General features: G+C 63.6%; 10 protein-coding genes. 5 read left to right on the plus strand and 5 right to left on the minus strand.

The window, feature by feature from the left end; genetic code table 11:
* Nucleotides 1–127: 127 nt before the first annotated feature.
* The 4 genes from FCS99_RS07080 to FCS99_RS07095 all read left to right on the plus strand — a co-directional run bounded on the left by FCS99_RS07080 (nt 128) and on the right by FCS99_RS07095 (nt 4,617).
* Nucleotides 128–1,555 carry a methylmalonyl-CoA mutase family protein gene (locus FCS99_RS07080; protein WP_138511386.1) on the plus strand — a complete coding sequence of 476 codons (1,428 nt, stop codon included), beginning with the start codon at nt 128–130 and terminating at the stop codon, nt 1,553–1,555.
* Entirely contained in the window at nt 1,555–1,926 is a 372-nt protein-coding gene (locus tag FCS99_RS07085) for a hypothetical protein (RefSeq protein ID WP_138511387.1), read from the plus strand. The genes FCS99_RS07080 and FCS99_RS07085 overlap by 1 nt, the downstream gene beginning before the upstream one ends.
* Nucleotides 1,923–4,067, plus strand: a complete 2,145-nt coding sequence (scpA, locus tag FCS99_RS07090; protein WP_138511388.1) for a methylmalonyl-CoA mutase — start codon at nt 1,923–1,925, stop codon at nt 4,065–4,067. Before FCS99_RS07085 ends, scpA begins: the two co-directional genes overlap by 4 nt.
* A gap of 73 nt (nt 4,068–4,140) precedes the next feature.
* A complete protein-coding gene (locus FCS99_RS07095; RefSeq protein ID WP_138511389.1) occupies nt 4,141–4,617 on the plus strand; it encodes a CC0125/CC1285 family lipoprotein in 477 nt (158 codons plus the stop codon).
* Between the two features lie 13 nt (nt 4,618–4,630).
* On the opposite strand, the gene FCS99_RS07100 is transcribed toward FCS99_RS07095, so the two are convergent.
* The 4 genes from FCS99_RS07100 to FCS99_RS07115 form a co-directional block, all read right to left on the minus strand.
* The gene (locus FCS99_RS07100; protein ID WP_233352696.1) at nt 4,631–4,993 is read right to left on the minus strand and encodes an MmcQ/YjbR family DNA-binding protein; all 363 of its coding nucleotides are present in this window, start codon (nt 4,991–4,993) and stop codon (nt 4,631–4,633) included.
* A gap of 4 nt (nt 4,994–4,997) precedes the next feature.
* A complete protein-coding gene (locus FCS99_RS07105; RefSeq protein ID WP_138511390.1) occupies nt 4,998–5,573 on the minus strand; it encodes a hypothetical protein in 576 nt (191 codons plus the stop codon).
* Nucleotides 5,574–5,576: 3 nt separating this feature from the next.
* Nucleotides 5,577–6,611, minus strand: a complete 1,035-nt coding sequence (locus tag FCS99_RS07110) for a hypothetical protein (protein ID WP_138511391.1) — start codon at nt 6,609–6,611, stop codon at nt 5,577–5,579.
* 205 nt (nt 6,612–6,816) lie between these two features.
* Nucleotides 6,817–9,363 carry a TonB-dependent receptor gene (locus FCS99_RS07115; protein WP_138511392.1) on the minus strand — a complete coding sequence of 849 codons (2,547 nt, stop codon included), beginning with the start codon at nt 9,361–9,363 and terminating at the stop codon, nt 6,817–6,819.
* A 273-nt stretch (nt 9,364–9,636) separates the two neighbouring features.
* Between FCS99_RS07115 and FCS99_RS07120 the strand changes: the two genes are divergently transcribed.
* Entirely contained in the window at nt 9,637–11,688 is a 2,052-nt protein-coding gene (locus FCS99_RS07120; protein WP_233352697.1) for a S9 family peptidase, read from the plus strand.
* On the opposite strand, the gene FCS99_RS07125 is transcribed toward FCS99_RS07120, so the two are convergent.
* Complete coding sequence (locus FCS99_RS07125) at nt 11,685–12,314, minus strand: glutathione S-transferase family protein (protein WP_138511394.1); 630 nt, start codon at nt 12,312–12,314, stop codon at nt 11,685–11,687. The two genes, FCS99_RS07120 and FCS99_RS07125, sit on opposite strands and share 4 nt — an antisense overlap.
* Nucleotides 12,315–12,358: the final 44 nt, after the last annotated feature.

The following is a 12,358-nucleotide window of genomic DNA, read 5'->3' on the forward strand; positions in this document are numbered from 1 at the left end:
ACCTGCGGATAGCGCGCGCAACTGTCCCTGATCTGCATCCGGACTTGACCTTCGAAGGCTTGGTGCCTTTTCTCCTGCGCGTGTGGCGCTCTCTGGCCGGGGAGGCGCGCGAGGAGAGGACAGCACGATGAGTGACACTATCCGCGCCCTGGCTGCGGGATTTCCGGCTATTGAATCATCCGCCTGGCAAGGCCTGGCGGAAAAAGCGCTTCGCGGCGCCGCGTTCGAAACCCTGGATCGCGAGACGATTGACGGGATCACACGCGGCCCGGTTTTCTTTGACCGCCCCGATGGCGCCCACGCTGTGGACGCAGCTCCACGCGATCTCCACCTGCCCTGGGGCATGCGCCAGACCCTGGTGGAAGCCGATCCGGAAGGCGCCAACAAGGCCGCCCTGGAGGATCTGATGGGCGGCGTCTCCGAACTGGAACTGCGCCTGCACTCCAAGGGCACGCACGGGCTGAAGGCCAATGAGATCGAGCTGCTGGACACGGCCCTGAAAGGCGTCGACCTGTCCCTGGCGCCGGTCCATCTGGACAGTCTGGACGGCCAGGGCCATCACGCCCATCTCCTGCTCACCCTGTTCGCCCGCCGCCGTCTCGATGGTGAGACGCTGGAAGGCGGGCTGGGCCTGCATCCGGTGGAACGCGCGGCCCGCCAGGGCGTGGCGCTGGACGATCAATGCCGGCCCAAGGCGATAGAGCTGGTCGAACTCAGCCAGGCGGCCTTCCCGAAACTGAAAGTCTTCCGCCTCGATGCCTCGCTCGCGTTCGAGGCTGGCGGGTCGGAAACCCAGGAACTGGCTCTGATGGCCGCCTCCGCCGCGACCTATATGCGCTGGATGATGGAGGCGGGCCTGGATGCCGATACCGCTGCCGGCCTGATCGAAGCGCGCCTGACGGCCGATGCCGACATCCATCTGACCATTGCCAAGCTGCGCGCCGCACGCCGCCTTTTCGCGCGCATCACGCAGAGCTTCGGCGCCACGGGCGATGCGACACGGCTCAGCCTGCACGCCAGCACCGCGGCCCGCATGCTGTCGGCCCGGGATCCCTGGACCAATCTCATCCGCAATGCCTGTGCCGGGTTTGCAGCCGCTGCCGGCGGTGCCGACGCCATCACGGTCCGCCCGCTGACCGAGGCTATCGGACGCCCGACCGGCTTTGCCCGCCGCGTGGCGCGCAATCTCCACATCCTGCTGGCCGAGGAAAGCCATCTCGGTGCCGTCACCGACCCGGCTGCCGGCTCCTATCTGCATGAAAGCCTGTCGGACGGTCTGGCCCGGGAGGCCTGGGCGCTGTTCCAGACGATCGAAGCCAAGGGCGGACTGGTCGAAGCCTTCGCCAAGGGCTGGCTGCAAGAGGACATTTTCGAGGTCCGAGACAAGCGCCTGGCCCTGATCGAGGACGGCCAGACGCCGATCCTGGGGGTGACGCAATATGTCGATCCGGACCCGCGGGCGGTTGAGACGCTGGACACCTGGCCGGACCTGGACGAACCGGAGGGCGCGCTGATGCCGATGCGGCTGGCGGCTGATTTCGAGGAGGCCAAGTGATGTGCGAGCTTCCTTACGAGCCGTCCGATTGGGCGGAGTTCTCCTGCGTTATGGATCGACCAGCGCAAGCTATTGATGTTGGTCCCGGTGGTGCGGTGTTTGCGCAGTCTGGTGCGGCTGCCTTGGCCCAAAACCTGACACTTCCCCGGCCGATTATTTGGACCGCCGTTGACGGCGAGCGACGAGCTGGTTTGGTCGTTCAAGCAGAACTTCACGCAAATGACTCAAACACGGTGATTCTGGGCGTGGTTGAGCCTAGCGGTCAAAATAATGTGTTGCTGCTTGAAGAGGCCAGCTTGCTCGATGAACCAAGCGATGAGTGGTTCCGACTGGCTCGCGCGAGTGCGAACTTCGAGGAGGCCGCCCAATGAGCACTTTCCCCGATTTCACCACGATCGATCTGGGCGACGCCCAGCCCGCCGGTGCCGGTTCGCGTGAACCGCTGACCACCGCTGAAGGCATTCCCGTCCAGTCGCAATACCGGGCGAGCGATGCCGAGGGTATCGACTTCCTGGGCTCGGTCCCGGGCGCGGCGCCCTTCGTGCGCGGCCCCTATCCGACCATGTATCTGCAGCGGCCCTGGACGATCCGGCAATATGCCGGTTTCTCCACCGCCGAGGATTCCAACGCCTTCTATCGCCGCAATCTGGCCGCCGGTCAGAAGGGCCTCTCGGTGGCCTTCGACCTGGCCACGCACCGCGGCTATGACAGTGACCATCCGCGTGTGGCGGGCGATGTCGGCATGGCCGGTGTCGCCATCGACAGCATTTATGACACGCGCACCCTGTTCGACGGCATTCCGCTGGACGAGATGTCGGTCTCGATGACGATGAATGGCGCCGTCCTGCCGGTGATGGCGCTCTATATCGTGGCGGCCGAGGAACAGGGCGTCAGTGCGGAGAAACTCTCCGGGACCATCCAGAACGACATCCTCAAGGAATTCATGGTCCGCAACACCTATATCTACCCGCCCCTGCCCTCCATGCGGATCATCTCGGACATTTTCGAGTACACCTCGACGCACATGCCGCGGTTCAACTCGATCTCGATCTCCGGCTATCACATGCAGGAAGCCGGAGCGCCGGCGGATCTGGAACTGGCCTATACGATCGCGGACGGTCTGGAATACATCCAGACTGGGATTGATGCCGGGCTCGATGTCGACGCCTTCGCGCCGCGCCTCTCCTTCTTCTTCGGCATCGGCATGAATGTCTTCATGGAGATCGCCAAGCTGCGCGCCGCGCGCCTGCTCTGGGCGAAGTTGGTGAAGGAACGTTTCAATCCAAAGTCCGACAAGTCGATCTGTCTGCGCACGCACTGCCAGACCTCCGGCTGGTCGCTGGCGGCGCAGGACGTGTTCAACAATGTCGGCCGCACGGCGCTGGAAGCCATCGCCGCCGTGGACGGACACACCCAATCCCTGCACACCAACTCGCTGGACGAGGCGCTGGCCCTGCCGACGGATTTCTCCGCCCGCATCGCCCGCAACACCCAGCTTTTGCTGGCGGGTGAGGCGCATCTGTGTGATGCGATCGATCCCTGGGGCGGCAGCCATTACATCGAACGCCTGACCCATGATCTGGCCGCCCGCGCGCTGGACCATATCGCCGAGGTCGATGAACAGGGCGGCATGGCCAAGGCCATCGAGGCCGGCATTCCCAAGCTTCGCATCGAGGAAGCCGCCGCGCGTACCCAGGCCCTGATCGACAGTGGCCGCCAGACCATCGCCGGCGTCAACAAATTCCGCCTTGCCGAAGAGGAAGATGTCCCGGTCCTCAAGGTCGACAATTACCTGGTGCGCAAACAGCAGATCGAGAAGCTGGAAAAGCTGCGCGCCGAACGCGATCCGGCCGCCGTGCAGAGCACGCTGGAGGATATCACCCGGGCGGCAGAGTCCGGCGAAGGCAATCTGCTCGATCTGGCTGTCAAAGCGGCCCGCGCCAAAGCCACGGTCGGCGAGATTTCCGATGCAATGGAAAAGGCCTTCAACCGCCATGTCGCGGAAATCCGTGCCGTGAAGGGTGTTTATGGCGAGGCCGCCGGTGATGATGACCGGGTCGCCAAGGCGAAAGCGATGGCGGAAGCCTATGCCAAGCGTCATGGCAAGAAGCCGAAAATCCTGATCGCCAAGCTGGGCCAGGACGGCCATGACCGCGGCCAGAAAGTGGTCGCCTCGGCCTATATGGATCTGGGCTGGGATGTGGTCATCGGCCCGCTCTTCCAGACGCCGGAAGAAGCCGCCGAACTGGCCGCGCAGGAGAATGTCGACGCGGCCGCGGCCTCGTCTCTCGCTGCCGGACACCTCACCCTGGTACCGCAATTGCGCGATGCCCTGCGCGATCAGGGGCGCGAGGACATTCTGGTGATCGTCGGCGGGGTGATCCCGCCGGATGATGAGCCGGTCCTGCGCCAGATGGGCGCGGCTGCGGTCTTCCCGCCAGGCACGATCATCGCCGATAGTGCGGTGGTCATGCTGGAACGCATGGGCATGGATAAGGCAGAGCTGGCCTAGACCGGTTCAATGTTCATCGCACGGTCAGCCGGGGTATGGCAGGATGATGGAACTGACTCAGCGAGGTTCCATCATGAAGCGCATCCTAGTCACCCTGACCCTGCTGGCCGTAGCCGCTTGTGCCTCTGCCCCGACCCAGTACGAAGCCGCCAATGGATCAGACCGCGGCTTCTCTGAAACACGGATCGAGCAGGACCGCTATCGCGTCCGCTTTGCAGCGGGGTCGGATACGACCTTCCAGCAGGCCGAGGACTATGCCCTGCGACGGGCCGCCGAACTGACCCTGCGCGAAGGCCGGGACTGGTTCCAGGTCGTCAGCCGGCATCATGAGGGCAATGACCGCAATCCGGTCGGTGTGGGCGGCTCGGTCGGGCACACCTGGGGGTCAGGCGGTTTCTCGGGAAGTGGTGTCGGCATCGGCATCCGGATTGACGGCAATGCCGGCGACAAGGAGGTCGTGCTGGAAGTCCTGCTGCGTGACGGCCCCCGCCCTGAACAGGGCGATGCCTATGATGCCCGGGCCATCCTGGAATACGCCGCGGACAATTAATCAGGGCAGACGCCTAGTCCAGCAGACCCAGCTCGCGCTGTTTCTTCTGGCTGAGACCGGACGCCACAATGCGATGGCTTTCCGCGATGTAGACTTTCAGGTCCTCATCGCTCAGCCCCGGTTCGGCATAATGCTGGATCCAGGTCATGCCGCGCGAGGCCAGATAGGGTGCCGGTCGCAGGCCCGGCTGTTCCTTGAGGATTTCAAAGGACAGGTCAGAGACCTTGAAGGAGAAGCGTGGCCCCTCCTCTGCGTCAAACCCGGCCACAACGAAGACTTTGCCGCCGACCTTCCAGACATCCGAACCGCCCCATTGCACGACGTGTGATGTGGCCGGCATGGTCTGGCAGAATGTGTTGAAAGCGATCTGGTCCAAGGGGTCAGTCCGTCAGGGACTTGGCCTGTTCCACCCATTGATCGCGCGCGATCCGGCCACGGCCATTGATGCGGTCATCCCAGACATCGACATCCGTCTCGGTCCATTCCGCAATCTGCGCAATCGTCGTCACGCCGCCGGCCTGCAGGGCCGCAGCCGCTTTCGGGCCCAGGCCCTTGATCCTGGTCAGATCATCCTGGCCGGCCGGGCTTGCCGGTTTGGGGATAGACTTGGCTTTCGGCTTGGCTGCTGCTTTCGGTTTCGCAGCCGCCTTCGCCTCGGATTTGGCTGCGGGTTTTGCAGCGGCGGCCGGCTTGCTTTCAGGCTCGGGCGCGGGCTCGGGCTTGGCCTCGACAACCGGCGCTTCCGGCGTTGCTTCGGCGGTGACGGACTTCACGGAGGCTTCGCCCAGACGGCGAGCGAGGTTTTCGTTTTCCTGCCGCAGACGCGCATTCTCGGCCAAGGCCTTGTCGGCCTCGGCGCTGCGGGCATCACCGCTCCAGATCTGGTAGCCGATGAAGACACCGGCCGCGATCGCCGCGAGCAAAAGAAGACCCATTTGCCAGACCAGGTAGAACATGCGCTAACCCCCGAAAGTCGAAACTGAGAACCGGATGACCCGGTCCTGATCTTGTACCAATACCACGGACACCCGCGGATTTTCCGCCACGCCATTGCCGAGCAGGACCGACACCTCATCAAGGCGGGCCGCATCAAGACCGGCGGCCAGGGCTTCACGGAGCACGCTGACCGTCAGCTGGGTATCGGACGGGCAGGCTTGGAAAACCCGTCCCACCCGCCGCAGGGACACGGCCGTCAGCGGGCTGGGCGCCGCACCTTCACGGTCGAACCGCAGCGTATCGGCGCCTTGGGCGGCCCGGATGATGGCGGCACAGGCTGCCACATCAGGAATATGCGCGTCCGGCGGCATGCCGGCCGGCGTCAGGATCCAGGCCCCCTGATAGGGCTCCGGCAGGTTGCGGAGCGCGCTTGCCACGGATTGGACCGTCTGCGGATTGGCCGCTTCCCCGACAAGGACGCCATACTGGCCCTGGAGGACCAGCGCACCCCGGTCCAGCCGGGCCAACTGGCCCAGAAGCCGGGTCGCCGCATCTTGCCAGGCCGGCGAGGCCGAACCGCCCGGCACCAGGGTCAGATCGGTATCCGCCCCATGGGTGAATTGCGATTCCGCAAACTGCGTCAGCGCCGAGCGCGCTGCAGCGGTGGTGGCATCACCGCGCAACAGGACGCGCCCATTCAGGGCCACGTCGGCGCGAAAGACAAAGCCCTGCTCAAGCCGGGCATCGATGGTTTCATCAATGACGCGTGTCACACCGCCCGCAACGCGCCCGCCCGACCAGGTCGACGCGGCCACGGTCGACAGGGCATCGGCCCGGGCCGTATCCGTGGGCGCCGCACCCGTGACGATGGCGGTTTGGCCATCCATCCGGACATGCGCCCAGTCATGTCCGCGCAGGCTGAGCGCGCTTTCGGCTCCGGCCTGAAGGCGGGCCTCGATCGCGCCGATCGAGAACGGGCCGACGGAAAACAGCAAAACAGCCGTGCTCAGGATCGCCGCAGCCGAAATCAGCAGGACGTTGCGAACCCGGGTCGTCATCTCAAAATTCTTCATCGCGTGAAAACACCATCCCCGCGCAGGGTTCAATCAGTTGAATTCGGCGGTTTCAGGGCAACCGGCTATTTCGGACGTAGCATTAAAAAACGCGCCTCTCCAGAGGGCAGAATGCCGCTTTGTAACCCCAACGTGAAAGGGCCGGAGCATACGCCCCGGCCCTTCCGCGATTGAAAGCCGTTTGACGGGCTTAGTAGCGGGCGCGCAGCGTCAGACCATAGGTCCGCGGCTGGCCGAGGAAGGCATTGAACGAACCCGACTGGAACGGGCCGTCAAAACCGACCTGGATGTAGTCTTCGTCGAACAGGTTGCGACCCCAGGCCTCAAGCGACCAGCTGCCGTCTTCCGAACCGATACCGACGCGGCCATTGAAGATCGCGTAGGCTTCCTGGACCTTTTCCGGATCCAGGTCGGAACCCGTGTTCTGCTCGGACATCCAGCGACCGTCGAGGTGGGCCAGCCAGGTCAGGCCGTTCTCGAACTCACCTTCATAGGTGATCGCACCGGACGCATACCATTCCGGAGACAGGGAGAACTGACGGCCGGAGAGCACGTCCACGTCCGGCGTACCGGTCGGGGCGAACTCGTCATAGGAAGCGTCGGCGTAGGTGATGCCACCCTGGACGGTCAGGCCTTCCATGGATTCCGGATACCACAGCAGTTCCAGTTCACCGCCCTGCGTCGAGGCCCCGTCGATCGAGGTCACGAAGAAGGACAGACCGTTGAACGTGTTGAGCTGGTAGTTCTCGAAGTCCGAACGGAACAGGTAGAAGTTCGCCAGCAGCGAGTCGTTGAACCACTCGGTCTTGATACCGATCTCGAAGCTGTCGACCGTCTCCGGCGCGAAGGCGGCCGGGTAGGTTTCCGGATCAGCCAGCACGTTGGTGAAGTTCACCGCGGAGGAACCGGCCTGCGTGAAGCGGTCCAGGTTGAAGCCACCCGCCTTGTAGCCACGCGAATACGTGCCATAGGCCAGCAGGTCTTCGTTGAAACGGTGCGAGACGGACGCCATGCCCGACAGCTCGTTCTCTTCGAACGACTGGGTGTGGCTGATCATCGAGAACACGTCACGGCTCTGCGGCAGGCACGAGAAGGTGCCCAGCTGGGCCAGGCTGGCGGCCGGCAGGCCGGACGCACCAGACAGGACCGTCAGGAAGGTCTGGGCCTGCGGCGTGGAGAAGTCGAGAGCCGGACCCACCGCGTGTTCCCACACAGCACAAGCCGGGCTTTCGCTGTCACCCCAATCGAAGGTGGCCATCTTTTCCGTGGACGTGTGACGCAGACCGAAGGTCAGGTCCGTGCTGTCCGTGATCCGCCACGTATTGTGCGTGAAGAAGGACAGGCTTTCGGTACCTTGCGTATAGGTGTCGCCATTGACGTTCCAGGCACCGGCCGGAATGCCCGAACCCGCCGTCAGGCCGGTGAAGCCGGGAACCGGATTGCCGAGGAAGGCCGACACGCCGGCAGCCGCATTGGCGATGTCGACGATCGTTGTCGGCGAAGTACCACCGGAGGCCAGCAGCGACAGGAAGGGTTCAAAGTGCACGCCGGTCAGGATAGCGTCACGACGAACCAGCGTCTCGTTGGCGTAATAGGTGCCGAACATCCAGTCGAAATTATCCGTGGAGCCGGACACGCGCGCTTCGAACGTGGTGGAGGCGAAATCGACCGTATTGTCTTCCGGCAGGCGATAGACAGCGTCCATGCCCGTGAAGTCGGTGTCTTGGCCGGACATCAGGGAGAAGTCGCGGTCAGAAGCGATCACGGTGAGATCGAAATTGTCGAAATTCCAGTTCAGTTCGCCCTGGATGCCGTAGTCTTCGATTTCCTGCGTGGTGTCGCGGTTGGAATTGACGACGCGGGCAAACGGATCTTCCGAACCCGGCATTTCACGGCCACCCGGGACCAGCGCATTGACGATCGGTGCCGTCGGGCCGGAGACGAGGCTCGGCGCCGCGCAGCAGTCTTCGTCGCGGCTGGTGTAGTCGGCGCCCAGAAGCAGGCTCACATCGTCGGACAGATCAAACAGGATCTGACCGCGCATCGTGTAGAAGTTCTGGTTGGCGTCTTCCGTTTCGGTCCGCGGACCGGAGAAGGTGTTCACCGTCTGGAAGCCGTCACGTTCGCGCTGGGCGCCGTAAAGGCGCACGGCGACGCTGTCGCTCAGACCACCGGTGACGCCACCGGCCAGGCCCCAGCCATCGGCACCGCCGCCGGAGATCGTGGCTTCGGCGTGGGCACCGAACTCATATTCCGGGCGCTTGGTGTTGATGTTGATAATACCGGCCGAGGTGTTGGCACCGAACAGGGTGCCCTGCGGGCCGCGCAGCACTTCGATCGAGGACAGTTCGCCCAGATCGCCGAAGCTGATCCCGTTGCGCGAACGCGGCACGCCGTCGATCACGACACCGACGGAGGATTCCAGACCCGGGTTGTCACCCACGGTCCCGATGCCACGGATACGGGCCGTGGTGGAATATTCGTTCGAGGTCGAGGTGACGTTCAGGCCCGGCGCGATGACGGCGAGGTCCTTGATGTCGCTCACACCGGCATTGGTGAGAAGCTCTTCATTATAGGCCGTGACGGCAACCGGCACGTCCTGGATGCCCTGCTCACGCTTCTGCGCCGTCACGGTGATGACGTCGACGCTGCGAGCTTCCTGGGCGGCAGCCTGGCCCGCAGTCAGGGCGATGGCTGAAGTTGCGGCAAGCAAAAGGGTGCGATGAATCGCTGACATACTCTATCTTCCTCCCGTTGGTCGGCAGCTTGGGACTGCCTGTCGTTCACATCCGTTTTCCTAAGTCGGGTATGGATGCTGGCGGACATTGGTAGAAATCGGCACAGAGGTGAAGCCACTTTTCTGCATTTTTGGCCGTTCGCACCTGCAGCGGCGACATTTTCCGGCGTTTTCCCACCCTGTGTTGCATACCTGTCACAACTGGCAGGGCCCGGCATTGCGGAGGATCGGAAAACCGCCCTACATTTGGTCCTGCTTCAGGGGAGAACGCGTGTGACGAATCGTATTGCAGCATTAATCATTGCGGCCTTGGCCGTCAGCCCGGCTTGGGCCCAGCCGCCACACCCGATCCAGCCTGTCGACGTGTTTGAGCTGGAAGCGGCGTCCGATCCGCAAATTACATCGGACGGTATGCTGGTGGCTTATGTGCGCCGCACAAACGACTTCGATACGGACCGCACACAATCCGCGATCTGGCTGGTCTCCGCTGATGGTCAGACTCACCGCGCCCTGCCGACGTCCGCTGGTGAAAGCCACTCCCCTGTCTGGTCGCCGGACGGCCGTCATCTGGCCTTTGTCATGGCCAGCGATACCGGCACATCGCTGCAGATCTTTGACCGGTCCAGCGGTGACATCCGCAAACTGACCAATCTCGACACCGGTCTGAGCGCCCTCGCCTGGTCGCCCGACGGCAGCCAGCTGGCCTGGTCGGCCTTCATCCCGACAGCCGGCGTGGCACCGGCAAACCTGCCCGATCATGGGGATCGGGACTGGGCGGCGGCAGCCTTGGTCGAGGACCGGCTGAATTTCCGCTTTGACGGGAGCGGCGATATTCCGACCGGCAATCTGCAACTCTTCATCATGTCGGCCGAGGGCGGCGAGGTGCGGCAGCTGACGAATGATACCCTGGGCGCGTCCGGTGATTTCGCCTGGGCGGCTGACGGGCAAAGCCTGGTCTTTTCCGCCGACCGGCGCCCCGATGGCGAAGGTCAGGCACCCGACACGGAACTCTTCCGCCTGTCTCTGGAGACCGGCGAGATCACCCAATTGACCGACCGGGCCGGCCCTGACGGCCACCCCCGCCCCTCACCGGACGGATCGCAGCTGGCCTATCTGGGCTTTGACGACCGTCGAATGGGCTATCACAACACGGAGCTCTACCTGGCCGGGCCGGATGCCGCAGCACCGCGCGCCCTGACCAGGGAGCTGGACCGCTCGATCAATGGGTTTGAGTGGAGCGGCGACGGACAGTCCCTTTATGTCCAGTACGACAATGAAGGCGGCACGGAAGTCGCCCGTCTCAGTCTGGATGGCGAAGTCGAGGTCGTCGCGGACACGCTGATCGGGCCGACTTTCGGGCGAGCCTATACAGGCGGAAGCTTCTCCGTGTCGGACAATGACGTGCTGGCGATAACCGCCGGCAATTCCACACACCCGTCCGAGATTGCGACCGGTCCGGCCGGCGAGGCCTTGACCGTCGTGACCGATCTCAATGCCGACATCCTGCCCGGGCTGACACTGTCACAAGCGGAGGAAATCCGCTGGGCCTCACCCCATGACGGCCGGGAAATCCAGGGCTGGGTACTCTATCCGCCCGAATTCGACCCGGCGAATGAATACCCGCTTTTGCTGGAAATCCATGGCGGTCCGTTTTCCGCATACGGGCCCAGCTTCTCGGCCGAATTCCAGCTTTATGCTGCGGCGGGCTATGTCGTGGTCTACACCAATCCGCGCGGCTCAACCTCCTACGGCTATGAGTTCGCGAACCTGATCCATCATGACTATCCGGGGAATGATTATGACGACCTGATGGGCGCGGTGGATCACATGATCGACCGGGGCTTCATCGATGAGGACCGGCTGTTCGTGACCGGCGGGTCTGGCGGCGGTGTGCTGACCGCCTGGATCATCGGTAATACGGACCGGTTCGCCGCGGCCGCGGTGGTCAAACCGGTGATCAACTGGGCCAGCTTCGTCCTCTATTCGGACCTGCCGCAATTCTTCTACCGCTACTGGTTCGCCAGCGCGCCTTGGGAAGACCCGGACGAGTACTGGCGCCGCTCGCCGCTCTCCCTGGTCGGCAATGTGGAGACCCCGACCCTGATGATGGTGGGCGGAGCCGATGTCCGCACACCACGCGCAGAGACCGAACAATACTATTCGGCCCTGCATTTGCGCGGCGTGCCGACCCGGCTGGTCGTGATCCCGGACAGTTTCCACTCCATCTCCAATTCGCGGCCGAGCCGCTTGTTGAGCAAGGTGGGGGAAATCCTGCGCTGGTTCGAGATGTATGATCCCGGCGCCGACGACGCGGCGGAAAACTAGGCCTTGGCGCTGGGCCGGTTTGCGACGGCCTCGTACCAGCGGTGCAAGGCCTCGTATTCCTCGGGAACCGGCAGTTTGATCCAGCGGCAGAAATCGATCAGCGTCAGACCGGCAATATCGGCGGCGCTGAAAGTCTCGCCGGCGAGGAAAGCGCTCTCCTGAAGGCGCTCGTCCATCACCTTGAGAAAGGCGGCGGCGCGGGCGCGGCCGCGTTCGGCGAGTTCGGGGATCTGGGCATAACGTTCTGAGCCGGTAATGGCGTTGTTCTTGAAGAATTCGGACGTGTTCCGCAGGGCTTCGGCAACGCCCATCATGCCTTCGCTCTCGACCCGGACCCACCATTCGGCGACCAGGGCCTTCTCGGTCGGGGTCGTGCCCAACAGGGGCGGGTCGGGATAAACCTCCTCGAAATAGCGGGCGATGGAGGCATTGTCGCAAAGCACGGTGCCGTCCTCCAGCTGCAGCGCCGGTACGGTGCAGCGGGGATTGATGGCCCGGAACCAGTCCTCGAATTGTTCCTGCGTCCCCAGATCGACCTGAACGGTTTCGACCTCGATCCCCTTCTCCGCCATGAAGATGCGAGCACGGCGCGGATTGGGTGCGCGGGTGTAATCGTAGAATTTCATGTCTCTCCCCATGGACCGTTACCGGTCCGTTTTATTGTGAAAAT

This window comes from Maricaulis alexandrii, from assembly GCF_005871165.1.
In the GTDB taxonomy this organism is placed as follows: Bacteria; Pseudomonadota; Alphaproteobacteria; order Caulobacterales; family Maricaulaceae; genus Maricaulis; species Maricaulis alexandrii.

Coding starts and splice junctions, on each gene's coding strand:
- FCS99_RS07080 (WP_138511386.1), top strand. CDS start 128: ATGAGTGACACTATCCGCGCCCTGGCTGCGGGATTTCCGGCTATTGAA.
- FCS99_RS07085 (WP_138511387.1), top strand. CDS start 1,555: ATGTGCGAGCTTCCTTACGAGCCGTCCGATTGGGCGGAGTTCTCCTGC.
- scpA (WP_138511388.1), top strand. CDS start 1,923: ATGAGCACTTTCCCCGATTTCACCACGATCGATCTGGGCGACGCCCAG.
- FCS99_RS07095 (WP_138511389.1), top strand. CDS start 4,141: ATGAAGCGCATCCTAGTCACCCTGACCCTGCTGGCCGTAGCCGCTTGT.
- FCS99_RS07105 (WP_138511390.1), bottom strand. CDS start 5,573: ATGTTCTACCTGGTCTGGCAAATGGGTCTTCTTTTGCTCGCGGCGATC.
- FCS99_RS07110 (WP_138511391.1), bottom strand. CDS start 6,611: ATGACGACCCGGGTTCGCAACGTCCTGCTGATTTCGGCTGCGGCGATC.
- FCS99_RS07115 (WP_138511392.1), bottom strand. CDS start 9,363: ATGTCAGCGATTCATCGCACCCTTTTGCTTGCCGCAACTTCAGCCATC.
- FCS99_RS07125 (WP_138511394.1), bottom strand. CDS start 12,314: ATGAAATTCTACGATTACACCCGCGCACCCAATCCGCGCCGTGCTCGC.